At 68.4% G+C, this 22,748-nt stretch carries 21 protein-coding genes and 1 pseudogene; 7 read left to right on the top strand and 15 right to left on the bottom strand.

Annotated features, from left to right (window positions below):
- Positions 1–178: 178 nt before the first annotated feature.
- Positions 179–1,354 carry a serine hydrolase domain-containing protein gene (locus tag ACFQZQ_RS04190; RefSeq protein ID WP_386811406.1) on the bottom strand — a complete coding sequence of 392 codons (1,176 nt, stop codon included), beginning with the start codon at positions 1,352–1,354 and terminating at the stop codon, positions 179–181.
- Between the two features lie 282 nt (positions 1,355–1,636).
- Positions 1,637–2,119, bottom strand: coding sequence for a pyridoxamine 5'-phosphate oxidase family protein (locus ACFQZQ_RS04185; RefSeq protein WP_386811405.1), 483 nt, complete (start codon positions 2,117–2,119; stop codon positions 1,637–1,639).
- A 188-nt stretch (positions 2,120–2,307) separates the two neighbouring features.
- On the opposite strand from ACFQZQ_RS04185, the gene ACFQZQ_RS04180 reads away from it, so the two are divergent.
- Positions 2,308–2,865 (top strand): DUF3228 family protein, encoded by a 558-nt coding sequence (locus tag ACFQZQ_RS04180; RefSeq protein WP_386811404.1) that lies wholly within the window; start codon positions 2,308–2,310, stop codon positions 2,863–2,865.
- Between the two features lie 50 nt (positions 2,866–2,915).
- Here ACFQZQ_RS04180 and ACFQZQ_RS04175 read toward each other — a convergent pair whose 3' ends face one another.
- From ACFQZQ_RS04175 to ACFQZQ_RS04145, 7 genes and pseudogenes are all read right to left on the bottom strand, one after another.
- On the bottom strand, positions 2,916–4,349 hold the full coding sequence (locus ACFQZQ_RS04175) for an MATE family efflux transporter (RefSeq protein ID WP_386811403.1): 1,434 nt from the start codon (positions 4,347–4,349) through the stop codon (positions 2,916–2,918).
- 132 nt (positions 4,350–4,481) lie between these two features.
- Positions 4,482–5,099 (bottom strand): dihydrofolate reductase family protein, encoded by a 618-nt coding sequence (locus ACFQZQ_RS04170; RefSeq protein WP_386811402.1) that lies wholly within the window; start codon positions 5,097–5,099, stop codon positions 4,482–4,484.
- Positions 5,100–5,233: 134 nt separating this feature from the next.
- Positions 5,234–5,722: a VOC family protein gene (locus ACFQZQ_RS04165; RefSeq protein WP_386811659.1), complete on the bottom strand. Its 489-nt coding sequence runs from the start codon at positions 5,720–5,722 to the stop codon at positions 5,234–5,236.
- A 418-nt stretch (positions 5,723–6,140) separates the two neighbouring features.
- A complete protein-coding gene (locus ACFQZQ_RS04160; RefSeq protein ID WP_386811401.1) occupies positions 6,141–6,824 on the bottom strand; it encodes a hypothetical protein in 684 nt (227 codons plus the stop codon).
- A gap of 194 nt (positions 6,825–7,018) precedes the next feature.
- Complete coding sequence (locus ACFQZQ_RS04155; RefSeq protein WP_386811400.1) at positions 7,019–7,714, bottom strand: helix-turn-helix transcriptional regulator; 696 nt, start codon at positions 7,712–7,714, stop codon at positions 7,019–7,021.
- A gap of 44 nt (positions 7,715–7,758) precedes the next feature.
- Positions 7,759–8,541 (bottom strand): annotated as a pseudogene (locus ACFQZQ_RS04150) (TonB-dependent receptor domain-containing protein); the annotation flags it as partial.
- Positions 8,542–8,562: 21 nt separating this feature from the next.
- Positions 8,563–9,738 carry a TonB-dependent receptor plug domain-containing protein gene (locus ACFQZQ_RS04145; RefSeq protein WP_386811399.1) on the bottom strand — a complete coding sequence of 392 codons (1,176 nt, stop codon included), beginning with the start codon at positions 9,736–9,738 and terminating at the stop codon, positions 8,563–8,565.
- A 206-nt stretch (positions 9,739–9,944) separates the two neighbouring features.
- On the opposite strand from ACFQZQ_RS04145, the gene ACFQZQ_RS04140 reads away from it, so the two are divergent.
- The gene (locus ACFQZQ_RS04140) at positions 9,945–10,493 is read left to right on the top strand and encodes a YdeI/OmpD-associated family protein (protein ID WP_386811398.1); all 549 of its coding nucleotides are present in this window, start codon (positions 9,945–9,947) and stop codon (positions 10,491–10,493) included.
- A 377-nt stretch (positions 10,494–10,870) separates the two neighbouring features.
- The gene (locus ACFQZQ_RS04135) at positions 10,871–12,463 is read left to right on the top strand and encodes a hypothetical protein (protein ID WP_386811397.1); all 1,593 of its coding nucleotides are present in this window, start codon (positions 10,871–10,873) and stop codon (positions 12,461–12,463) included.
- A gap of 773 nt (positions 12,464–13,236) precedes the next feature.
- Here the strand turns inward: ACFQZQ_RS04135 and ACFQZQ_RS04130 are convergent.
- The 3 genes from ACFQZQ_RS04130 to ACFQZQ_RS04120 form a co-directional block, all read right to left on the bottom strand.
- Positions 13,237–14,250, bottom strand: coding sequence for an alpha/beta hydrolase (locus ACFQZQ_RS04130; RefSeq protein ID WP_386811396.1), 1,014 nt, complete (start codon positions 14,248–14,250; stop codon positions 13,237–13,239).
- A 95-nt stretch (positions 14,251–14,345) separates the two neighbouring features.
- Positions 14,346–15,395: a serine hydrolase domain-containing protein gene (locus tag ACFQZQ_RS04125; RefSeq protein ID WP_386811395.1), complete on the bottom strand. Its 1,050-nt coding sequence runs from the start codon at positions 15,393–15,395 to the stop codon at positions 14,346–14,348.
- Between the two features lie 27 nt (positions 15,396–15,422).
- Complete coding sequence (locus tag ACFQZQ_RS04120; RefSeq protein ID WP_386811394.1) at positions 15,423–16,283, bottom strand: AraC family transcriptional regulator; 861 nt, start codon at positions 16,281–16,283, stop codon at positions 15,423–15,425.
- A gap of 268 nt (positions 16,284–16,551) precedes the next feature.
- On the opposite strand from ACFQZQ_RS04120, the gene ACFQZQ_RS04115 reads away from it, so the two are divergent.
- On the top strand, positions 16,552–17,115 hold the full coding sequence (locus tag ACFQZQ_RS04115) for an ester cyclase (protein WP_386811393.1): 564 nt from the start codon (positions 16,552–16,554) through the stop codon (positions 17,113–17,115).
- A 63-nt stretch (positions 17,116–17,178) separates the two neighbouring features.
- Here the strand turns inward: ACFQZQ_RS04115 and ACFQZQ_RS04110 are convergent, their stop codons facing one another.
- Positions 17,179–18,072, bottom strand: a complete 894-nt coding sequence (locus tag ACFQZQ_RS04110) for a LysR family transcriptional regulator (RefSeq protein WP_386811658.1) — start codon at positions 18,070–18,072, stop codon at positions 17,179–17,181.
- Between the two features lie 185 nt (positions 18,073–18,257).
- Between ACFQZQ_RS04110 and ACFQZQ_RS04105 the strand changes: the two genes are divergently transcribed.
- A complete protein-coding gene (locus ACFQZQ_RS04105; protein WP_386811392.1) occupies positions 18,258–18,662 on the top strand; it encodes a RidA family protein in 405 nt (134 codons plus the stop codon).
- Positions 18,663–18,742: 80 nt separating this feature from the next.
- On the opposite strand, the gene ACFQZQ_RS04100 is transcribed toward ACFQZQ_RS04105, so the two are convergent.
- Positions 18,743–19,615: a CPBP family glutamic-type intramembrane protease gene (locus ACFQZQ_RS04100; RefSeq protein ID WP_386811391.1), complete on the bottom strand. Its 873-nt coding sequence runs from the start codon at positions 19,613–19,615 to the stop codon at positions 18,743–18,745.
- A gap of 130 nt (positions 19,616–19,745) precedes the next feature.
- On the bottom strand, positions 19,746–20,387 hold the full coding sequence (locus ACFQZQ_RS04095; protein ID WP_386811390.1) for an outer membrane beta-barrel protein: 642 nt from the start codon (positions 20,385–20,387) through the stop codon (positions 19,746–19,748).
- Between the two features lie 327 nt (positions 20,388–20,714).
- Here ACFQZQ_RS04095 and ACFQZQ_RS04090 point away from each other — a divergent pair, with 327 nt between their 5' ends.
- Positions 20,715–21,488 (top strand): alpha/beta fold hydrolase, encoded by a 774-nt coding sequence (locus tag ACFQZQ_RS04090; protein WP_386811657.1) that lies wholly within the window; start codon positions 20,715–20,717, stop codon positions 21,486–21,488.
- Positions 21,489–21,655: 167 nt separating this feature from the next.
- On the top strand, positions 21,656–22,684 hold the full coding sequence (locus ACFQZQ_RS04085) for a YihY/virulence factor BrkB family protein (protein WP_386811389.1): 1,029 nt from the start codon (positions 21,656–21,658) through the stop codon (positions 22,682–22,684).
- Positions 22,685–22,748 lie beyond the last annotated feature (64 nt).

Genomic DNA, 22,748 nt, shown 5'->3' with positions numbered 1-22,748 from the left:
CTAGTGCACGGCGTGAAGGCGCCGTGGACGGAAAACCGGAGCCTGTTCATTGGTCCTTGCGGCACCAAAGCAGCCGCGGCTGTCGAACGCGCGAGCGCCCGCCACCCGGCGGACACGCTGCGTTCGCGACGCTTCCGTCACCGGGCAGTCGACGCCGTTCGCGTACCGCCCCCTGCCTTCAAGGCAGGTTCTTGCTCCAGTCATAGGGCGCGCCGGTCTCGCCGAGGATGAAGCGGACCAGGTCGGGGAAGGCGGCTTCGGCGCGGACGTCGTTGGACAGCAGCACCACGCAGCTGCGGCGGCGTTCGACGCAGACCCAGCTGTTGCCGGTGGTGTCGTTGTGGCCGCCTTTCTCGAAGCCGGGGCCTTGCGGGCCGGTGAAAGCGATCACGCCCAGGCCGGCGGCGAGGTCCGGGCGGCGCTCGGCCGCGGGCAGCTCGGCTTGCAGGGTCGGGAACTGGGTGGCGGTGGTGATGGCCAGCTGCGGGCGGGTGATCGCGGCGCGGGATGCCGCCGACAGGCCTTCGCCGCGCGCAAACGCGGCCGCGAACTTGGCGAAGTCCTCGATGGTGGTGTCCATCGAGCCGGCGGCGCGCACCGTGCTGCGCTCGTCGTGGGGTTCGACCTTGCCCTGCAGGTCCCAACCGTCGGCCAGGTTGGGGCGGAAGTCCGGACGCCAGATCATGCTGGTGTTGCGCATGCCGAAGCGGTCGAACACGCGGCGTTGCATCTCGCGGCCAAGGTCGAGGCCCCGGCCGCGCTCGAGCACGAACTGCAGCAGGATGAAGCCGTCGCCCGAGTAGGCGTAGCGAGCGCCCGGCTCGAAGTGAAAGCGCAGCTTGCCGTCGGGCTCGAGGAAACCGAAGTTGGCGAAGCCGGGGCTGTGGGTCAGCAGGTGCCGCGCGGTCAGCTTGCGCCAGCGCTCGTCGCCGGCCAGGTCACTCCAGCGCGCATAGAGGTCTTCCACCTGCGGCTCGGTGTAGGCGGGCAGGGGCTTGGGCAGATAGCGTTCGATCGGTACGTCGAGCGCGAGCACGCCTTCGTCCACCAGCTGCATCACGGTGTAGGCGAACACCGCCTTGGTAAGCGACGCGCCGTACATGACGGTGTCGGTCTGCAGCGGATCGTTTGCGGCGTTGCGCGCGCCGTAGCTTTTGACATGGACCGGTTGGCCGTCCTCGATCACGGCCAGCGCGAGCCCCTTGGCGCCGGTGGCCGCCATCGCGCGCGCGACCTGGGCATCGATCGCGGCGGCGTTCGGCACCGGCGGCGCGGTTGGGGAGGGGACTCGCGTGGCGCAGGCGGACAGCGCGAGCAGGGCGGTGAGGGCGCAGGCGGCGGACAGCAGCTTCATGGTCATCTCCCGGTTCGACGGCGCCAGCGTAGCCCGGAGGCAGGGCCCGCCTACGCCAAGCGCATGGGCGACCTTGTCTCCAGTCGCGCCCGCGCTAGGACCTGGGAAATTGCGTAGCCCAATTTTCTTCAGCAGCGCGCCGCCATGAGACCGCCGCAACCGCAGGATGGGTGGAGCACGGCGGGACCCACCATCGCCCTGCCGGAGGAGGCGATGGGTAGCGCCTGCGGCTCAACCCATCCTACGAACGCCGATCGCGCCGGCGATCCGCGGCGCCCCCGATCAACTCAGGTCCACGTCGCCGGTCTTGTCCTGGTAGCTCTTCTTCGGGTCCACGCCCAGCAATAGCTTGACGCCCGCGAGCAGGCTGCTCTCGTTGAGCCACACGTGCGCGTCCGCGGCGTCCATGCGCAACAGGCGCAGCTTGGGGTCGTCCTTGCCCTTCTCGTACCAGGCCGCGATGAACGGGTTCCACAGCCGGTCGATCACGGCGCGGTCGTTGTCGATCACCACGTGGCCGCTGATGGTGGCGAACAGGTCGTGGTCCTTGGCCGCGAACGTCGCGGTGGCGGCATGGCCACGGCTGCCGTCCAGCGACTGCGCCAGTTCGGTGTCGCTGGCGGTGAAGAACCACAGCGGCGCGCGCTCGTCCTCGGCCAGTGCGGTCATCGGCCGCGGCTCGACGCCCGTGGCGCCGAGCATCACGGTGCGGTCCTTGCCCAGCGCTTTCCAGAGCTTGGCTTCGAGTTCGGCGGTCTTGGCCATCGCGGCCTCCATGGTGGGGTGGGGCTGCAGGTGTACCGGCGCGGCCGTGATCGCAACGCCAACGACGTGGGGCTGCCAGAGCGGACGCGGTTGCTTCAGCCGCTCTGCACCGTGCACGCGAGGGCCGGGCGCGGTGGCCGGCCGAATGATCGCCGATACTGCATGGCGTTCCGACCTGGCCACGCCGCATGTCCATCGTCCTTACCGAGTTCGCACGCCCGCGCCTGTTTCCGCGCGAGCCGCGCCGCAACACCATCCAGGACTGCACGCCCGCGCAGTTCGAGCGCCACCTCAACGAGGTGCCGCCGCTGCTGGTGCTCGCCGGCTACGCGCCGTTCTGCCAGTTGCACGTGCACCGCAACTGGACTTCGACGCGCTGCCTGGCGGTGCCGATCAGCAACGACAATCGCCATCTTCTGCGCTCGGACTACGAGGCGCGCACCAGCGACGAGTTGCCGGTGCTGGTGCGCTGGTTCGCGGGTCTGCAGCCGCCGGTGGCGGACTACCTGATCGTCATCCTCTACAGCCGCGAGCAATTGGCGAAGGAGGGCACGGCGATCGACGCCGACTGGGGCGTGGTCGGCTGCATGTACACCGCCGAGCCGGTCGAGACGCCGATGGCGCCGGTCACGATGATGCGCAACGCGCTGGGCGTGGCCGAGGGCGGCTCCGGCGTGCCGCTGGACCGGCAGGCGTATGCGCGCAGCGTCGAGTTCTGGCGCACGCACGCCAACTGGCGGGGCTAGGGCGGAGCGATGCCAGCGCGCCCGGCCAGGCGCCGTACGCTGGGTCGCGGCTAGACCTTGACCGTCTTCCATTTCCCGCGCGAGAACAGCCACAACGTAAACAGCCCGACCGCGGTCTCGGACACGAACACGCCCCAGAACACGCCCGAGTGCTGCCAGTCCAGCCCGATCGCCAGCCAGTACGACAGCGGGATCTGGATCAGCCAGAAGAACACCAGGTTGATCCGGGTCGGCGTGACCGTGTCGCCGGCGCCGTTGAAGGCCTGCACCGCGACCATCCACCAGCCGTAGACAAAGTACGAGTACGACAGGATCCGCAACCATTCGCCGCCGATCGCGATCACCGCCGGATCGTCGCTGAAGATCGCGACCAGGCGGTCGTGGAAGAAGAAGAACAACACCGAAAGCACGACGGTGTAGGCCATGTTGTACCAGCCGATCCGCCACACCGCGGCCTCGGCGCGGCCGGGTTCGTTGGCGCCGAGGTTCTGCCCGACCAGCGTCGCGGCGGCGTTCGACATGCCCCAGGCCGGCATCAGCGTGAACATCATGATCCGGATCGCGATCGTCGCCGCAGCCACGGCCTCGCTGCCGATGCCGGCCAGGATCCGCATCAGGAAGATCCACGAGGTCATCGCCACGATCATCTGGCCGACCCCGCCGAGCGACGTGCGCACGATGTTCCACGCGATCGCGCCGTGCCAGGCCAGTTGCGTTGCCGCCACGCGGATGTGCTGGCCGCCGCGCAGCAGCACCCACAGCTGGTACAGCACGCCGGTGCCGCGGCCGATCACGGTGGCGATGGCCGCGCCTTCGATGCCCAGCGCCGGGAACGGGCCGATGCCGAAGATCAGCAGCGGGCACAGCACGATGTTCAGGCCATTGGCGAGCCACAACACGCGCATGGCGATGGCGGCGTCGCCCGCGCCACGGAAGATCGCGTTGATCACGAACAGCAGCAGGATCACCACGTTGGCGCCGAGCATCCACTGCGTGTAGCGGTAGCCGTGCGCCAGGCTCCAGGCGTCCGCGCCCATCAGCCGCAGCAGGTCCTGGGCGTAGACGATGCCGGCCACCGCGAATGGCAGCGACACCAGCAGCGCGATGAAGATCGCCTGCACCGCGGTGACCGCGGCCTGTTCGCGCTTGCCCTCGCCGATGCGCCGCGCGACCACCGCGGTCACCGCCATCGCCAGGCCCATGCCCACCGCGTACAGCAGAAACAGGAAGCTCTCGGTCAGTCCCACCGTCGCCACCGCGGACGAGCCCAGCTTGGCGACGAAGAAGATGTCCACCACCGCGAACGTGGACTCCAGCACCAGCTCCAGCACCATCGGCACCGACAGCAGGAACACCGCTTTGCGCAGCGGGATCTTGGTGTAGTCGGCGTTGGTGCCGCGGACCGCATCGCGCAGCCCGGCCCACAGCGAGGACGGCGGCAGCGCGGCGTCGGAGGCGGTTAGGGAAGTCGGTTCGGTACTCATCGGGGCATGCCTGCGGTCGCGATGGTCGACGGATGGTAGGGCAGGGCCTGCCGTCGCACACCGGCTCCGGGATGCGACGAACCGGTCACCGGGAAATCGCCAGCGACGGCGCTGCGCGGATTCGCGCTTTGCTCAGGCCGGCTCGAACGAGCCGGTCCGCACCTCGCCGTCGCGGATGTAGCGCGTGACCAGCACGCCCTTGGATGAGGTGTTCGACGTTTCGAGCCGGAACCCCGACGCCTGGGTGTGGTCATCGAACAGGCGCTTGCCGCGGCCGAGCAGGACCGGGTAGACCAGCAGGCGCAGCTCGTCGACCAGGTCGGTGGCCAGCAGCTGGCGCACCAGCTCGCTGCTGCCCTGGGTCACCAGGTCGGGGCCGTCGCCGCGCTTGAGCTCGCGCACCGCGGCGGCGATGTCCGGACCCAGGGCGCGGCTGTTCTGCCACGCGAGCGTGTCGGGATGGTGGGTGGCAACGTGCTTGGTGGCGCCGTTGAACAGGTCGGCGATGCCCTGGTACTCGCCACCGTCCGTCTTGTGCGGCCAGTACGCGGCGAAGATGTCGTAGGTGCGGCGGCCGAGCAGCAGCTCGAACGGATGGGTGAACACACCGCCCATCACTTCGGTCTCGTCGGCATAGGGCACGACCCAGCCACCGTGGGCGAAGCCGCCGCTGCTGTCTTCCTCCGCGCCGCCGGGTGCCTGCACCACGCCGTCGAGACTGATCATGGCGGCAATGATGAGCTGGCTCATGTCGGGGGCTCCTGTGCGGATCGGTATGTCCGGCTCTCGTTCAACAAGCGGTGGCGGCGGTGGTTAGACGGCCTGAGGTGGAGCGGGCTTGCGCCCGCCCCACGGACCAATGATCCATCCAGCCGTCGACAACGTCAGCCGCGCCGCGCCGCTTCGATCGTGGCGATGTCGATCTTGCGCATGGTCATCATCGCGTCGAAGGCGCGCTTGGCCGCTGCCGGATCCGGGTCGGCGATCGCCGCGATCAGTGCCCGCGGCGTGATCTGCCAGGACAGGCCCCACCGGTCCTTGCACCAGCCGCATTCGCTTTCCTGGCCGCCGTTGCCGACGATCGCATGCCACAGGCGGTCGGTCTCGGCCTGGTCGTCGGTCGCCACCTGGAACGAGAACGCCTCGCTGTGCTTGAACTCCGGCCCGCCATTCAGGCCGATGCAGGGAATGCCCAGCACCGTGAAATCGACCGTCAGCACGTCGCCCTGCTTGCCGGACGGATAGTCGCCCGGTGCGCGATACACCGTGCCCAGCGTGCTGTCGGGGAAGGTCTGGGCGTAGAACGTCGCGGCATCGAGCGCGGTGCCGTCGTACCAGAGGCAAATCGTGTTCTTGCTGACCGTCTTGCTCATGTCGAATCTCCTGGGGGTCCGGGTTTCAAGCCCGTCGATCGTGTGCTCTTGCCCCAGCGACGAGTCACCGGCACGGAAATCGACAAGGACGCTGCCGAAATCGTACTCCGCCGCCCGATTGCTCCACCCGGCAAGCAGCCGCGTTGGTGAGGTGTGCCCTGGCCCCCTTTTGGTGCGGGCCGGGATGTCGGGCGAGCACGGCGACAGCCGGATGCCGTTGATCCCCTTTCCGGCTCGTTCGGCCTGGCCCCCTTGCCAGGGCCGCTCGCCAGTAATCGCGCCAGCGACTGCGCTTGCTGGCGTGCTGACCTCTGCTTCGGCACGGCGGCGGGCGCCAGGCCCGCCACGGTCACCGCGAGCATCGATGTCGCCACGCCGACGACTGCGGCGTATCGACATCGATGGCAATCCGCAGGCTTTACGGCGCCGTGAAGAACGTCGTCTCCACGAACGTCGCGTTGCCGTCGGCGGCTTTCACGCCGACCACGAACTGGTACTCGGACCCGGGCACCAGGAACTGCGCGGGCACCGCCAAGCTCGTGGTGGGCGGAAAGACGTCGAACACCGACTCGGCGCCGGTGTCTTCATTGTTCAACTCGACGATATAGCGTTCCGCCTGCGCCACCGGCGTCCAACTCAGGAGCAGCTGGTCCACCGGGACGATCTCGTCCTCGGCCGGCATCAACAGTGTGGTCGCGGCGGCGACGGCGTGCGAAAGCGAGGACGTTCCGGTCAGGCAGTCGCCGGACATCGTGATGCCGAAGAAAAAGTACGATCCCTGCGGGAACGAGGCCAGCACCGCGCCAAGATCCGGGGGCTCGGCCGATTCGAGCGCGAATTCGCGCAACCCAACGCCATTGCGATTGCCGAGGATGTTAGCGATGACCTCGCGCCGGTTCGGCGCCAGCACGACGAGGTTTCGCAATCCCTCGTCCTGGCCCTTGGCGAACAGCACGACTTCCGAGTCGCCGTCGGTCGCATTCTGCTCGAGCCGCATGTCGAGCTCCGAGAATTCGCCGCAGTGCCATTTTGGTGCCGCCAGCAGCGGCATGGACGCCAGCCCGAGGCCCGCGCATAACGCCAATTGAAGATAACGGATCATTTCGTTCTCCTTGAGCCATGGCCGGGCGGTGCGCCCGACGGCATTGGGGAGCGCAATGGCGGGAATTTGAATCCACCGGATGTGCCATCGGCGGCCACGCGCGTGCAATCGCGTCACAGGGCCACGTGCGATACGGGCATCCGCCAGATGAGCGATACGGCGCCGGCCGGATTCGCCGGGTTCGAGGGATTTCGTCAGGCATGTTGCGATGGCGGGATCGCAGCGGCCATGCCGTTGCCGGTGCCAGCGCCGTTGCCGCGCCCGGGTCGCACCGCCGGCGTATCGCGCGCCGGCAGCAGGTCTTCCAGAAAATACGCGCACAGCGGTGCACGCCCTTTCAGGCCGGACTTCTCGTACGCCGCGCGAGCCTGCTGGCGCACGGTCGCTTCCGAAGTGCCGCGCATGAGGCCGATCTCGCGGTGCGACAGCCCCTTCATCAGCAGCAGGCACACCTCGGATTCGGCCTCGGACAGCCGCCACTGGCGGAATTGCTCGCGAATCGCCGCACTCAGCCCCTCCAGGTGCGATTGCGCCTGGGCACGCCAGTGTTCGCCATCGCGCTTGGAGGCATGCAGGTCACGCGTCAGCGTCAGGCGTTCTTCGTGCTGCGTGCGCAACCGCCCGAACATCAGGGCTATCGCCACCGCGGCGCCGATCGTGAGCGCGAGCTCGGCCACTTCCAGCAGAAGTTCGAGTGGCGAAATGCCATCGGTCTCGGTCGCGATTTCCATCCCCAGCAACGCCACCACGGCGCCGGCCCCGAGCAGGCCGAGCCGCCAATCGATTGTGGATCCGGACCATTTCATGGCGCACCCCGACGCGATCGGGCTTGCCCGAGTCTGCGCCCGGGATCGGCGGCAGATGTTCAAAAAGCGTGTGGTCCACCGCATCGGAATAACGGCCGGAGTGCAGTTCCCGGTATCAAGTCCCGTTGCTAGAACCTGACCCGCACCCCGCCGTTGACCACGAAGCCGTCGCTCGGGGCCCACGCGTCCACCGTCCAGCGGCCGTCGGGGGCGCGTTGCGGCAGGGTCATGCGGTGGTAGTCGGTCTGGCGGACGTCGAGGATGTTCTCGAGGTTGAGGAACAGGCTGGTTTCGCCGAGCGCGGTCTTGCCGAGGTTGATTTCGCCCAGCGCGCCCAGTTCGACGTAGGACCGGCCGCTGTCGCGGTAGGGATTGCCGTCCAGCGACTGGCGGCCGGTGTAGTAGGCCTCGATGCCGAGCCGGCCGCGGCCGTGCTGTTCCCACATCGCGACCAGCCCGCCGGTGTGGCGCGGGGTCAAGGGCACGCGGCGGCGGCCGATGCCGTCCGGGTCGCGCTCGGTGGCGTCGGTGAATACGTAGCTGCCGGTGACGACGACATCCTGCCAGCGGTAGCGCAGCAGCAGCTCGCTGCCGCGCGTGCGGGTGGGGCCGTCGGCATTGACCAGTTGCACGCGCGGGGTGCCGTCGGGCGCGGCCGGTGCGGGCGCGAGGCGCACGGCGTGGTCGATGTCGGAGGCGAACACGGTGACATGGGCTTCCAGTCCATCACGCGCGTAGCCGACGTCGAGCGAGCCGGTGGTCGCGATTTCTGCCTGCAGCGCGGCCAGCGGCTCGAGGCGCGACAGACCGGCGGCCTCGATTTCTTCCACGAACGGCGTCGGCGCGTAGAAACCCCGGCCCAGCGATGTGCGCAGCGTCCAGTGGCCCGGGCGGTAGAGCAGCGACACCCGCGGACTGAAGTGCGCGCCGTACTAGCTGTGGTCGTCCCAGCGCGCGCTGCCGGCGAGGGTGAGGTCGTCGCGCAGGGCGTGCTCGGCCTGCGCGAACAGGCCGGGCACCGTGTAGCGGTAGTCGAACGCGGGAAAGGTGCGCGAGCCGAACCGGTCGGACTGCAGCGCCGCGCCCGCGAGCCAAGTGGTGTCGCCGAATGCCGAGGCATACGCCGCCTCGGCGAACGCGGTGTCGTGCTGGTCGTTCTCGATCACCGCGCCGAAGCCGTGGCGGTGATCGGTGGTCATGGCCGAGGCGCGCAGGTGCAGGGTGTCGACTTCGCCGAGTGGCAGCTCGACCACCGCGCCGGCATCGACGCGCGTGGTGTCCTGGGTCAGCGCGAACGGCTGGCCGTCGGGCAGCAGCCGACCGCGCAGCGTGCCGCCCACGCGGTCTTCGCTCATCGCGCCCAAGGTCAGCAACGCCTTGGCGCCATCGGGCGAGCTCCAGAACAGGCGTGGGCGCACGGTCCTGCGCTCGAACGCCGGCATGTCGATCCAGCCGTCGTCGTCGAGGTCCTGGCGGTGCTGGTCGTGGAAGCCGCCGACCAGCGAGTAGCTCCAGCTGTCGGTCAACGGCGCCGCGGTGTAGGCGGTGAGGTCTTGGCCGTCGCGGCTGGTGGCGTTGAGCAGCAGTTCGGTCTCGCGCGCGTCCTTGGGCCTGCGCGAGATCAGGTTGATCACGCCGCCCAGCGCGGAAGGGCCATACAGCGCCGACGAGGCGCCCTTGATGATTTCGACCCGGCCCAGGTCGGTGGGCGGGATCTGCAGCAGGCCGATCGACGAGGCCTGACCGCCGTACAGCGGCAGGCCATCGGCCAGCAACTGGGTGTAGCGCCCGCGCATGCCCTGCATGCGGATGTTCGCCGCGCCCAGCGCCGGCGCGGTCACCTGCACGCGCACGCCGCCGGTCTCGGCGACCAGCATGGCGATGTTGCCCGGCGTCATCAGCAGCTTTTCCTCGATCTCCTCCTGCTGGATGACCTCGACCCGGATCGGCTCGTCGGAGACGCGGCGCCGCGAGCGGGTGGACTCGACGACGACGGCATCCAGGTCGGTGGCTTCCTCTGCGTGTGCGTCCTGGTGTTCGTCGGTGTGCGCTTCCTGCGCGGCGGCGGGCATGATCGCGAGCGCGAGCAGACAAGTGGCGATCGCCAACGAACGGCGGTGGAGTACGTGGCGTCGATGCAAGAGCGTGTTCCCTGAAACCAACCGGTCGGCGGTGAGCGCGGCTGTAGCCGCATGTTTGCGCGGCGATTGTATCGGGCGGGGGGCGTACGTCCCGGTGTGCAGGCGCGGGTAAATTGGCTCCCTTGCGAAGGCGGGGCATGACGATGAAACGGGCCGGTGTTAGCTTGCCGCCCATGGCCAAGACCACTGCCAACATCCGCTTCGAGGCGACCCTGCTGCGGCCCGCGAGTCCGAAGGGCGCCACTTGGGCTTTCCTCGTGCTGCCGGCCGACGCCAGCGCCAAGCTGCCGACGCGAAGCATGACGACGGTCGACGGCACGCTCGCAGGCCAGCCGTTCCAGGCCACGCTGGAGCCGGACGGGCAGGGCAGCCATTGGCTCAAGGTGGAGCGGGCGCTGCGCGACGCGGCTGGCGTTGCCGTCGGCGACACGGTCACGCTCGAGGTCGCGCCGGTGGCGGTGGAACCGGAGCCGCGCGTGCCCGCCGACTTGCGCGCGGCGCTCGCCGCCCGCCCGGCCGCGAAGGCGCAGTGGGTCGACCTCACGGCGGTGGCGCGCCGCGACTGGATCCACTGGATCACCTCAGGCAAGAAAGCCGAGACCCGCGAGCGGCGCATCGCCACGGCCTGCGACAAGCTGGCCTGCGGCCAGCGCCGCGCCTGCTGCTTCGACCGCTCGGGGATGTACAGCAAGAGCCTGAGCGCGCCCAAGCCGGCGCAGTAGGGCCGAACCACCTGCCCAAAAGTTGACGGCCAACACGGTATCTACGTGGCTGACGCCGAACTCTACAACCCGGGCGGGCATCAGTCGGGGGAGGACGTCACCACCATGGCGGCTCTAGCTTGTTATGCACTTGCGCCCGGGGCAGTGAATGAAGCCCGCAAGGCGGTGGGGGATGCCCTTGGTGTGGTACCGGGAAATGAATGCTCCAGGCATGGATAGTCGGCAGAGTTCCAGCGCCGTGGAGCGCCGGTCGTCGACGCACATGCACGGACAGCAATGGCCACCTGGTGATTCAGGGCAATAGCGGAGTCAAAGACGCTCGAAATGGAATGACTGAACTCAAAGATGCTCGAATGGAATGACTAGAGGAGCTCGATATGCAATCGATCCACGATGTTCCGCGTGAGTCACGGCTGATGAATTTGAGGGGGTTTCTTCTATGCGCGCTGTTGCTGCTGTTGGGAGCGGGTCTTGCCCCCAATTTGGCACAGGCCCAGGCGGTGGTGCTGACCCAGGTGCAACGCCAGGCCTATCTGAACTATTACGCGCCGTTGATCCTGCAGCGCGCCGAAGAAGACAGTAGCAAGCCGGGTCGCGACTGGATTTCCAATTACGACTTCGATCGCGACGGGAACTTCGCCAACAACCGCTACACCTGGGCGAACGTACTGGCGAGTTACGTCGCTGCAGGCGCGGCCGGCACCGGCGCTTACCAGAATTGGCGCATCCGCCCGACCCTGTACTCCTCTCTGGTCGAGTACCAGGATGGCACTCGCAAAGGGCTGCTGCTGCTATATCACGTGTTTCACCCGGTGGACAAAATGGCCGGCGCTATCCACGACTGGGAGCGCATAGAGATATCGATCCGAGCCGTGACCGGCACACCCGGCGCGGCGGGCGAGTACGTCGGCCATGTCACCGTGACCAGTCACGGGGATCACGTCATGCGTAGTGCCGGCAGTTCGGATCTCAGGTTCATGCAGGTTGCCAGCGGCAAGCACGTGATGATCTGGCAAGCGGACGAGGACACCGGATACGGCAGCACGCATGCCCACGAACTGCATTTCGTGCAGGACGCCTACAGCACGATCAGCGCAAGCGTTTCGTCGAATGGCACAGCCGACGTCGACGTCACCAACGATGATGACAAGAACGTGCACTATGTCTGGGTGCCGGAGACATCTTCGGCGGCGGTGACCGCGTGGAGCGCGAAAGCGATCAGCTATTCCAGCGCTTCTTCCCTTGCCTCCCGACGCGATAGCCAGACGTCATGGTCGCAGGTCAAGCGCATCACGTATGAGCTGCAGGATCTTGCCGATGTATTTGCCACGCAATGGGGCGGTTCGACGTGGTGGACCAACTGGACCGACGACGCCACGGAGGAGGTGCTGCTCCAGAGCCCGATCGTGAATGAGGCGGGACTGGCCGAAGTTCCGGCGGGCCTGCAACGGTTCTACCTGGGATCGCGGGATGCGTACAGCGCAGACCAGACCGATGGTCGCGAAGGCGTGATCGGGAAGTCCTGGTTCTGGGGTGGCTACTCGGCTGAACAAAATGCCGATGATTTCCCTATCGACTCCGGCGATGACTTCGGTGGCTACAGCGGCGCGGGTCGCGACAGCTTCAACCGCAATCGTGCCGATGCCAGCGGCGATTACGGCTCGCTCGGGAATTATTGGCGACAGCACGATTTCTTCGTCCATTCCGGTGTCTTGAACACCAGTGAACACAACGAAGCTGGCATCTGGTTGGTGGGCACCTGGTACCTCCCCCAGAACGGAGGGTTCGACGGGCGTTGGGCGCAACTGTTCGATGACCGGCGCGACTTCGAGGCGGCCCCCCTCCCACCTCCGCCGCCCCCGCCTTCGTGTCCGGTGAGCGCCGCGCAGCAGTGCGAAAACAATGGCGGCACCTGGAACTCCATTACATGCACTTGTAGAGCTTTGTGTTCGGGTTGCCAGATTCCTTGAAACGCGAAGCGTAGACATCGGGTCTGGAGCGGTTTCAAGTGGCGGTGTCGACGGTTGTGAGGTCGGCATCGCCGCTTGAGTCATCAGCCTGAAATATGGCGGCAAGCCGGTGTATGGCGGGTTTCAACCCGGCTTCTGGCGTAGTGGGTTGAGACCTGCCCTACGGGAGGGCGCGGCCGCCTTCGCGAGCCTGGGGCGAGCCGGCGAACGAGCTGGCTACTCGATTCGAAGCTTGAGCCGGGGAGGGCCGCAGTCAAGGCGAGACCGCATGTCGAACGTGTGTTGAATGCGCATCCGAACGAAGCGGACGGCCTGTACCTGCGCGTCGTCGCGACAGCCGTCTCCAAGGGTCGTTCGATGAGGCCCAGGTCCGCGAATTCGTCGCGGTCGCAGATCGCACCGATCCCCTGCAGGCACGCCGGCGTGCGGAGATGGTCAGGGTGCCGGGCGCCATCAGGAAGGGCGCGTTTTCGAATGTCCTCGTCGGAGTCGAGCGATCGTCGGGATCAGCAGATACAACCCGCGCGGGGGCTCCCGCAGGTGGAGCGGGGGGCGCGCGCATGTTGTGTGGCGGTGAGCCCGGTCGACTTTCTGCAGCGATGGAACGTCGCGTGACGCCAGCGGGGCGGGCACAGCATCTGCGCCGACACGGTGCTCCGGGTCAGCGCCGCGCACCGGACGCTGGGCCCGGCATCCGCGCGGGATCTCGGGTGCGGCCTTGCCCGGGCTACGGAGTCGCGGCGTCGCGTGGCCCGCGTGGCGGCGCCGGGAACTCAGGGCTTCCCCGTTGCCGCTCCGGCGCGCCGCGGCGGCGCGGGTTCGCGCGTCGGCCAAGACGACGGCAGCTTGGCGATCTCGTCCCGCCAGAGGTGGGCGATGCCGCTTATGAGGATGTCGGGCAGCACCGTGTAGTGGTCCTTGCCGGCGAAGACCCGGGTGTCCAGCGCCAGCGACCGGTAGTGGCGCGCGGTCAGCGTGCGCGACAGCCGCGCGGTCGACTCCAGGTTGCCCGAGATCGCGACGAAGTACTCCGTGGCTTCGCGTTCGCCGACGCCGAGGAAGACCGTCGCGGCCAGGTCGTCGTGGGACGCGGCGTACCTGGCTTCGGCCTTGAACGCCGCGCCGGCCACGCCCTCGAGGTAGGGGCTGCCGATGATCATCTTCTGGAACGCGCCCGGTCGCGCGAACAGGCTGTACGCCGCCAGCATGCCGCCGGCGGAGTGCCCGAGCAGCGCGTGCTCGCCGGAGAAACGGTATTGGGCCGCCAGGCGCGGACGCAGGTCGTCGACCAGCAGACCGAGGAACGCATCGGCCTTGTGCGGAAACGTCGGCAGGGGCGCCAGCGCGGTCCAGCGCTCACCCGCGAGTCCGGGCGGCGCGTAGCCCGGGCCAGGCGGCGAGAAGTCCATCACGCGTCGGCCGACCCCGGCCAGCCCTTCCTCCGCGGGGCTGCCGACGCCCTCCACGATCATTTCCGGGGCCAGGTTGCCGATCACCAGCACGTCCAGCAGGCCCACGACGGTGCGCATCAGCAGCGGCGCATCGGGCACCCACAGCACCGGGTAGCGCCGTTCGGGCTGCGCGGCGTAGCTGGCCGGCAAGGCCACCGTCACCTGGTGCGGGTACGTGAAGTCCTTCGATTGCACGTTGAACGGCTGCAGCACGTCCATGTTGGCGCGTGCGCCCGGTACCGTCGCCAGCTGCGGGTTGGCCCAGGCGGGGGCGCAGGCGCCAGCCAGCCACAGCAGGGCGGCGATCCAAAGGCGGCAGAGCAGCGGAAGGGGCATGGCAAATCTCCAGGTGGGGCGGGTCGGTCCGCGTCAAAGGACGGCGATCGGCGCGGCGTGCGCACAAGGCTGGGCGCGGGCGCGGCGGGGGATGCCTAGAGCGCGGGAATCAGGTCGCGGGTCAGCAGCTTGAACGTCAGCGCGTGCGGCTGGCGTTCGTTGTAGTTGGTGGTGGTGATGACCACCACCGCGCGCTTGTGCGGGAGCAGGAATACCGCGTTGCCGCCGGCGCCCGCCATCGCCGGGGCGATCGTCACCGCGTCGCCGTCGGGGACTTTCATCAGCCACCACAGGTAGCCGTAGTCGGCATCCTCGCGCGGGCTCGCCTGCGGCGACAGCGACTGGCGCACCCAGGTCGCGGGCACCAGCTGGCGGCCGCCCACGCGACCGCCGTCGAGGTACAGCTGGCCAAGCTTCCACAGGTCGCGCGTGCGCAGGCCGAGGCCGCCGCCGGCCTGCGCCAGTCCCAGCGGCGACAGCTGCCACTCCGGAGCGGTGATGCCGAGCGGGTCGAACAGGCGGCGCTGCGCGTAGGCCTGCAATGGCTCGCCCACTGCCGTCTGGATTACCTCGCCCAGCGTGGTCACGCCCGCGGTGCAGTAGCGGAAGCTGCGGCCGCGCGAGGAGTCGGCTGGCTTGGGCATCCATGCCGGGAACCCCTGCACGGGCAGATCCACATAGAACTGCACCCAGTCCTCGATCAAGTACATGCGCTCCTCGTTGCCACGCGAGAACTGCTGCTCGTCGTTGCATTCGACCAGCGACGACATCGTCAGCAGGTCCTCGACCCGGATGGCGTCCTTGCGCGGATCCGGATGCTGCATGTTCTGGCGGCGCGCGGGCGGCAGGTGATCGAAGACACGGGCCGATGCGTCGGGCAGGTGCCCGTCGGCAATCGCCAGGCCGGCCAGCATGCCGGCCACGGTCTTCGTCGCCGAGCGGGTGTCGCGTCGCGCCTGCGCGCCCTGCGCGTCGAAGTAATGCTCGTAGACGACCTTGCCGTCCTGCGCCACCAGGATGCTGGTGATGGCCTTGAACTCGCCTTGTTCGACCGCCTTGCGCGCCGGGTCGAACCGGCCGGCATCGGCCGCCGCCGCGGTGAACGGCGCAGCGGCCAGGCCCAGGCAAAGGAGTAGTCGTTTCATCGGGTTTCCCTTCGGTATCCCGCGACACTAGCGCGCGTGCAGGCGGCCATCTTGTATCGCCGAAACCTCGGCGCGGCCGAGCGCGAGCCGGCGAAACGCCCCGGGGGTGATGCCAAACTCGGCCACGAAGCAGCGGTGCAGGTGGCTCTCGTCGACGAAGCCCAGCGCCGCTGCGGCGATCGGCAGGGTCTGGCGACGGGCGATGAGCGACACCGCGCGGTGCAGCCGCCGCCGGCGCAGGTAGTCGCTCGGCGCCACGCCGTAGCGCTTGCGGAACGCGCGTGCGAGGTAGACCGGATGGCAGTCGGCGATCGACGCCAGTTCCTGCAGCGAGGGCGGCGGCGACGCGACGTCCTCCAGCCGCTCCAAGACCCGCTGCAGCCGGCCGCCGGCGCCCGCTGCGCCCGGGTTGGAGCGCGCGTCTTCGATCAGGCCGGCGAACACCGACTCGATCGCCAGCGGCGAACTGCCTTCCCAGTGCCAGACTTCGTGCAGCAGGCGCAACGCCCGGACCAGGGACGTGCGCGGCAGCCGGACCGGGCGGTCGCCGATCGCCACGCCGTCGCGGAACCGTTCGAACGCCGAAGACGGCATCGTCAAGGTCAGGAACAGGCCGTCGCGCGAGCGGAAGCGGTCGCGGTGCTCGGTGCCGGGCGGGTTGAGGATCACCGCCGGTTCGGTGCAGACCGCTGGCATGCCCACCGCCTCGCTGACGTAGTGACCGGTCAGCAGCAGCACCAGGTGCATGTCGGCATGCTGGTGGCGGTGGATCTCGTGCTCCGGGATCGTCGGGCGCAGGTGCGCGATCGCCAGGTCGCGGGTCGCCTGCTGGCGCAGCGCCAGTCCCCTGACACCCAGTTCGGCGGTGTGCGGCGCGGAGGTTGTCATGGTCGACGGCGAGCGGAGGGGCCAGCATGCCACGGCGTTGGCTGTTGTCGTATCAGGCTCGGCGATGGCCCGTACGGCGGGTCCAGGTCGGCTTGCCGCGAACACGGATCCGGCTGGCGCTGGCACCGCGCGATTGGCCTGCTGCACGCCGCCGGCCACGGGTTCAAGCTGACGACGCAGGCGGATTTCCTCGGCTGGTTCAGCACCGCATGCCGGTGCTGGAACCGAAAGCGGCGGGCGCCTGCACAACCCACCACGGAGTCATGTCATGCAAACCCGCAAGCACATCAAGATAGCGGCATCGCTGTTGACGCTGGTCCTGGCGGCCTGCTCGCGACCGGCGCCGTACGCTCCCGCCGCGCCCGCTGCCGCCGCCGCGCCGGCAGCGGATGCGGTCGAGGGACAGGAGCAGGCGAACCTCGCCAACTTCGACGACCTCGACTACAACGTCTTCAGCGGCCAGAAGTGGGACGACTTTCCGAAGAGCCACGCCGCCGATATCGTCGTGCACTGGCCCGATGGCCGCACCACCACCGGACTGGAAACGCACATCGCCGACCTCAAGCAGATGTTCGTGTACGCGCCGGACACGCGCATCAAGCAGCATCCGATCAAGATCGCGCAGGGCAGCTACACCGCGGTCGCGGGCGTCATGGAAGGCACCTTCAGCGCGCCGATGCCGACCCCGGATGGCAAGACCATCGCGCCGACCAACAAGGCCTTCAAGCTCGACATGGTCACCATCGGCCGCTGGGAGAACGGGGTGATGCAGGAGGAATGGCTGTTCTGGGACAACCAGGCGTTCATGAAGCAGATCGGCCTGGGCCAGTAGCGCGTGCGCGAGTGCTCCACGCCCTGTGCCGACACGGCATTGGGCGTGGAAGGCGTTCGATACCTAGGCCAGCAGATCGGTCACCCAGTCGATGAACACCCGCACCTTCGCGCTGACATGCCGGTTCGGCGGGAACGCCACGTACAGCGGCATCGGCTCGAAGCGCCAGCCGTCGAACAGCGGTACCAGTTCGCCACGCGCCAGGTGTGCCTCCGCCATGTAATAGGGCAGACAGAGGGTGCCCATGCCCACCAGTCCGGCGACCAGATAGGCGTTGCCATCGTCGACGGCGATCACGTAGCGCCCCTGCACGTCGATGCGCTCGCCAGCCCGCTGCATGGCGAGCGTAGCGACGGTGTCGCTGCGTGCCCGCAGGAAGCCGACGGTGCGGTGATGCGAGTCTTCCAGTTCGCGCGGGTGCGACGGCGTGCCGGCGCGTTGCAGATAGCTGGGCGCTGCATACGCGCCGAGCCGCAGCTCGCCGATGCGCCGCGCGATCAACGACTGATCGGTGATTTTCCCGCCGCGCACCACGCAGTCCACGTTGTCGCCGACGAGGTCCACGATGCGATCGCTGACGCCCATGTGGAACTGGATTTCAGGGTAACGCGCGTGGAATGCCGGCAAGGCAGGCATCAGGATCATGCGCGCGAACGGACTGGGCACATCCACCCGCAGGCGGCCGCTGGGCGATGCCAACGCGCTGGACAGGCTGCCGTCGGCATCATCGAGATCGGCGAGCAGGCGCACGACGCGCTCGTAGTAGGCGGCGCCGTCGGCGGTGACCTTGACCTGGCGCGTGGTGCGATTGAGCAGCTTGGCGCGCAGCCGCGCTTCCAGTTGTTGCACCAGTTGCGTCACGCTGGTCCTGCTCATGTGCAGCGTCTGTGCGGCCTTGGTAAAGCTGCCGGTTTCCACCACGCGTGCGAACGCCTGCATCGCATCGAAACGGTCCATCCGGGCTCCTGACGATTCGAGGATTGTTTGGATTGGGCAAACAGTGATTGTGCGCTTTGCCGGTTTATCCGCGGAAATTGGCCGGCTAGAGTTTCTTCCGTCGCTGCGCGCCACGTACCACGCACGCGCAACCTCGAAGCTGCGCGATGCATGAACTGAAACCAATGCATTCAAGGAGGCAAGCCATGTCCGTACGTGATGTCGTATTTCCGCCCGGCCGCCAGGCGCTGTACGAAACGAACCGCTATTCGCCGGCGATCCGGTCGAACGGCTTCCTGTTCGTTTCGGGACAGGTTGGCAGCCGCCAGGACGGCTCGCCCGAGCCTGATCTGGAGGCGCAAGTGCGGTTGGCGTTCGACAATCTGAACGCGATTCTGTCGGCCGCCGGTTGCACGTTCAACGACGTGATCGACGTGACCATGTTCATCGTCGATCCCGAATCCAGGTTCGGGACGGTCTGGCCTGTCGTGCAGGAGTACTGGGGCGACGTCCCGCATCCGACGCTGACCGGCATCGGCGTGACGTGGCTCTATGGCTTCCAGTTCGAGATCAAGGTGGTGGCGAAGCTTCCTGAGCCGGGCGCCAGCTGATCTGTCCGGCGCTCGACAGCCGGCTGGCAAACGAGGGCCGCACACCGTTTTTCTATCGAGGCGCTTTTTCTTGCGGTGGGCTACACCGCCGGCGCCAACACCATCGACCGCGCCGGCGCGGTCCCCTTCCAGCGCCACATCAGCACGATCGCCGCGCCGTCGACCAGCACCGCAAGGACGCTCGCTTCCGGGCCGAATGCAACGCCGGTGAGCCACTGCGGCTTGCCGAGCATTTCCGGCAGCAGCCAGCCGGCCTGGTCGAGGCCGCTGACATCGAAGCCGAGCACGGCGCCCTGCGCCCAGTTCCAGCCGAAGTGCATGCCGATGGGCATGGCCAGGCTGCCGGTGCGCAGGTAGGCCAGTCCGAACAGAACAGCACCCAGCGCGGTATCGACGCTGGCCCACGCCCGGGTCGCGCCCTCCATGCCGGGGTTGCTCCAGTGGCCAATCGCCAACAGCAGCGCCATCGCCAGCAGTGCCGGCCAGGCACCGATCCCGTCCACCAGCCGCTGGAACACGAAGCCGCGGAACAGCAGTTCCTCCAGCAGTGCCACCCAGACGAACACCCACGCGCCCATCACCAGGGCGCCCAGGCTGCGCGCCGGATCGAGGCTGAAGGCCACGCCGCCGCTGGCGACGATGAGGCCGGTGACCAGCGCGATCAGGGCCATGCCCAGGCCGGCGCCAAGCAAAAGCTCACGCGCCCAATTGCGGTCCAGCTGCAGGCCGACGGCGGCCAGCGGCTCGCGGCGTAGGCGCAGGCTGGCCCACGTCACCAGCAGCAGGAACACCACCGGCAGTGGACCCAGCCACGGGCCATCCACACCCTGCAGCTGCAGGGCCTTGGATACCACCCGGTACACCGGCTGGCTCGCCAAGAACAGGGCGAGAAACGCCAGCACCCACCAGCCATTGCGCAGCGACCCGTCGCGGTCGCGGAGGAGCTGTTTCATCTGCACTGCGTTGCATTGATTGGCGTGCAGGATCGGTGGCGGACGCACGGCCGGTAAATGGCCCATCCGGCCCGGTGCCGTTCGTCAGGGGCGAATCCATGCCCCCGGACGACGCCGTCCAACCGTCGAATCAGAAGCGGTATTCGACCGACAGGCTCACGCTGCGCGCATCGCGCTTGTCGTCGGACAACCGGTACTCGTCGCTGGCCGGGTCGTACGCGACCTGCGAGTAGCGGTACTGGTTGACCATCAGGCCGACGTCGAGCAGCGGCAGGATCGTGGTGCCGACGCCGACGCCCACATACGTGCCGCCGTCGGTTTCCTTGAACTGGCGGCGGTCGGTGACCGGCGACGTGTCCAGGTAGTGGTCGACCGCGGTTTCGTCCAGTTCCCGTTCCAGGCCCAGATAGCCGGCCCGGCCGATGAAGTACACCGGCAGCAGCGGCGGCTTGATCCGCGCATTCGCGCCGACGAAGGCGTAGCGCGAGGACAGCGTGTAGTCATGTTCGACGTAGCCGCCGGTGTAGTCGCTGCGGCTGCGGCCGTCGCGGTCGTCGAGTTTGCCCAGGCCCGCTTCGAAGCCGAGCTGGGCCGTGCCGATGCCCCAGCGGTAGCCGGCCGCGGCCTGGACGAGGTTGCTCTGGTCGTCGTCGAAGTCGCTGTCCAGTGCGATCCGGCCCAGCTGGCCGTTGATGAAGAAATCGCCGGCGAAGGCGCCGGGGGCGGCGACGAGACAGGCGGCGAACAGCGCCGCGCATCCAAGTTTGCGCATGTGTTTGGGTTTCCGATGGGGAGGCGGGGAGGCGCGGTGGCCGGGGCGGCCGGGGCGGCAGCCGCGCGGCCGCATAGGGTAGCCGGCGCCGTGCCGGCCGGTCGGCGCCGCCGTCACAGCTTCGCGCTCGTGCGCGTCTTTCGCTGCGTGCTGCTTCGACATTGCTGCTAGCACCGCCCGGCAGTCGCGGTAAAGGGCGGTTGGTGGCCTGCCCAGCAGCTTCGCAGCCGCGTAGAGTCCAGCGCTTCGAGTTCATGGGGAGCACGCGTGCGCAAATTCTTGGTGGCGAAGGGCTGGGTGTTGTCGTTGGCGCTGGTGGGCGCGTCGATGGCGCACGCGGGCGACGTGCAGGTGAGCCGCACCGGCTACCACCTGCAGGTGCAGCAGCAGGGGCAGGGGCCGGTCGCGGTCGTGTTCGAGTCCGGCTTCGGCCAGGGCGCGGACGCGTGGGACGAGGTCATCGCCAAGCTCGGCGCCGATTGCCACTGCATCGCCTATGCGCGCGCGGGCCTGGGCAAGTCGGGGACGGACGGCGCGCCCAAGACCATCGAGCAGCACCTGCAGGACCTGGGCGCGGTGATGGACGCGTTGGCGCCGGAGCGCAAGGTGGTGCTGGTCGGGCATTCGTACGGCGGCCTGCTGGCCACCGAGTTCGCGCGCCTGCACCCCGGCCGCGTGCAGGGCCTGGTGCTGGTCGACCCGGCGACCATGGGGCAACGCCACGATTTCAAGCGGGCCCATCGCGAGCGCGTGCTGGCCGATGACCAGGCGCTGCTGTCGGTGCTGCCCCCGCACATGGCGGCAGACTACAAGCTGCTGGTCACCCAGCTGGACAGCGAGGCGGCCGCCGCCAAGCGCAGCCAGCCCGACCTGCCGGTGGCCCTGCTGACCGCGACGCAGGTGGCGGCCGAGCCGTTCGTGCTCGAGGAAACCGCGCCGGGCAAGGCGTTGTGGAGGCGCCAGCACGCGGCGCTGTTCGCCGGCTTCTCGCGCGGCAGCCACCAGTACTTCCTGACCGGCCACAACCTGCACCGCGAGAACCCGCAGGCGGTGGCCGCTGCGATCCGCTCGGTGATGGCAATTTCGCAAGCCGCGAACTGATCGCGATCGCGGCGCGGCGGATCGTCGCCGGGTTACCAGAACAGCCGCCTGCGGGCGGCTTTTTTGTGCGATGGCCGGGATAACCATCATCGATGGCCGCGCGTTGCCGATCCGGGCTTCACGCGTGAACCGGTATTGCTGCACGGTCTCCCGCGATTACCACGCCGATGGCCAAGCGCCCGTCTTCCCGCAAGTCCCCAGCCACCCGCGCCACGCCCCGCGCGCAGCCAGTGGCCAAGCGCGAGGCCGTGAAGGCGAAGAAGGCGGTCAGCAAGGTCGCGGCCAAACTGGACCCGACCAAGCCGACCGCCTCGCGCGCGGCCAGCGGCAAGTCGACGCGGCGGCCGGCGATCGAGGCGCTGATCCGCAGCGCGCGCGGCAGCCTGCCGGTCGCGCTGTTGCGTCGCTTCATCGATGCGGACCTGCTGTCGCAGTCGGCGGCGCTGGCGCTGTACGCGGTGCTGTCGCTGGCACCGTTGCTGCTGATCCTGGTGTGGCTGACCAGCGCGATCCTGCCCGGCGCGCAGGAGGCGTTGATCCAGCAGATCGCGCTGCTGGTGGGCAGCGAGGCCGGCGAGGTCGCGCGCACCATCATCAGCAACGCCAAGCAGCACCCCGACACCGGTTCGATCGCCGGCTGGTGGAGCCTGGTGCTGTTGTTCGTCGGCGCGACCGCGGTGTTCGCGCAGCTGCAGGACGTGCTCAACAAGATCTTCCGCACCGACGCCACCGCGCTGCCGGGGCTGATGGCGTGGTTGCGCAAGCGGGTGTTCTCGCTGGGACTGGTGTTCGCGCTGGGCTTCCTGCTGGTGGTCTCGATGACGCTGAGCACGGTGCTGCAGCTGGTGTTCGAGCGGGTCGAATGGATGCTGCCGCTGATGGCGACCGCGGCGACGTGGCTGGTGTACGCGTTCGCGTTCGCGCTGATGTACCACTACCTGCCGGACCGTTCGGTCGGCTGGCGACGCGCGCTCGGCGGCGGTGCAGCGACCGCGATGCTGTTCCTGTTGGGGCGCGCGGCGATCGCCTGGTACCTGCGGCGCGCCGACCCGGGTTCGGCCTACGGCTCGATGGGGACGATCGTGCTGGCCCTGGTGTGGATCTACTACGCGGCGTTGATCGTGTTCGTCGGCGCCCTGCTCACGGCGGTGGTGGATGAGCGGGCCAAGGCACGCATGGGCGCGCGCACGGGGTAGCCGATTCCGGAGCGGGTACGCCCGCTGTGTGACGGGCCGGGCGCCGCCGACGCGGCACTGCTGC

It is taken from the genome of Lysobacter koreensis, assembly GCF_042677045.1.
GTDB lineage: Bacteria > Pseudomonadota > Gammaproteobacteria > Xanthomonadales > Xanthomonadaceae > Lysobacter_K > Lysobacter_K koreensis.
Note: the sequence above shows the minus strand (reverse complement) of the source record. Positions and strands in the feature narration are given on the sequence as shown.

Excerpts from the sequence above, each read along its gene's own strand:
- ACFQZQ_RS04190 (WP_386811406.1), bottom strand. The coding sequence starts at position 1,354 with ATGAAGCTGCTGTCCGCCGCCTGCGCCCTCACCGCCCTGCTCGCGCTG.
- ACFQZQ_RS04185 (WP_386811405.1), bottom strand. The coding sequence starts at position 2,119 with ATGGCCAAGACCGCCGAACTCGAAGCCAAGCTCTGGAAAGCGCTGGGC.
- ACFQZQ_RS04180 (WP_386811404.1), top strand. The coding sequence starts at position 2,308 with ATGTCCATCGTCCTTACCGAGTTCGCACGCCCGCGCCTGTTTCCGCGC.
- ACFQZQ_RS04175 (WP_386811403.1), bottom strand. The coding sequence starts at position 4,349 with ATGAGTACCGAACCGACTTCCCTAACCGCCTCCGACGCCGCGCTGCCG.
- ACFQZQ_RS04170 (WP_386811402.1), bottom strand. The coding sequence starts at position 5,099 with ATGAGCCAGCTCATCATTGCCGCCATGATCAGTCTCGACGGCGTGGTG.
- ACFQZQ_RS04165 (WP_386811659.1), bottom strand. The coding sequence starts at position 5,722 with ATGAGCAAGACGGTCAGCAAGAACACGATTTGCCTCTGGTACGACGGC.
- ACFQZQ_RS04160 (WP_386811401.1), bottom strand. The coding sequence starts at position 6,824 with ATGATCCGTTATCTTCAATTGGCGTTATGCGCGGGCCTCGGGCTGGCG.
- ACFQZQ_RS04155 (WP_386811400.1), bottom strand. The coding sequence starts at position 7,714 with ATGCGGTGGACCACACGCTTTTTGAACATCTGCCGCCGATCCCGGGCG.
- ACFQZQ_RS04140 (WP_386811398.1), top strand. The coding sequence starts at position 9,945 with ATGGCCAAGACCACTGCCAACATCCGCTTCGAGGCGACCCTGCTGCGG.
- ACFQZQ_RS04135 (WP_386811397.1), top strand. The coding sequence starts at position 10,871 with ATGCAATCGATCCACGATGTTCCGCGTGAGTCACGGCTGATGAATTTG.
- ACFQZQ_RS04130 (WP_386811396.1), bottom strand. The coding sequence starts at position 14,250 with ATGCCCCTTCCGCTGCTCTGCCGCCTTTGGATCGCCGCCCTGCTGTGG.
- ACFQZQ_RS04125 (WP_386811395.1), bottom strand. The coding sequence starts at position 15,395 with ATGAAACGACTACTCCTTTGCCTGGGCCTGGCCGCTGCGCCGTTCACC.
- ACFQZQ_RS04120 (WP_386811394.1), bottom strand. The coding sequence starts at position 16,283 with ATGACAACCTCCGCGCCGCACACCGCCGAACTGGGTGTCAGGGGACTG.
- ACFQZQ_RS04115 (WP_386811393.1), top strand. The coding sequence starts at position 16,552 with ATGCAAACCCGCAAGCACATCAAGATAGCGGCATCGCTGTTGACGCTG.
- ACFQZQ_RS04110 (WP_386811658.1), bottom strand. The coding sequence starts at position 18,072 with ATGGACCGTTTCGATGCGATGCAGGCGTTCGCACGCGTGGTGGAAACC.
- ACFQZQ_RS04105 (WP_386811392.1), top strand. The coding sequence starts at position 18,258 with ATGTCCGTACGTGATGTCGTATTTCCGCCCGGCCGCCAGGCGCTGTAC.
- ACFQZQ_RS04100 (WP_386811391.1), bottom strand. The coding sequence starts at position 19,615 with ATGAAACAGCTCCTCCGCGACCGCGACGGGTCGCTGCGCAATGGCTGG.
- ACFQZQ_RS04095 (WP_386811390.1), bottom strand. The coding sequence starts at position 20,387 with ATGCGCAAACTTGGATGCGCGGCGCTGTTCGCCGCCTGTCTCGTCGCC.
- ACFQZQ_RS04090 (WP_386811657.1), top strand. The coding sequence starts at position 20,715 with ATGGCGCACGCGGGCGACGTGCAGGTGAGCCGCACCGGCTACCACCTG.
- ACFQZQ_RS04085 (WP_386811389.1), top strand. The coding sequence starts at position 21,656 with ATGGCCAAGCGCCCGTCTTCCCGCAAGTCCCCAGCCACCCGCGCCACG.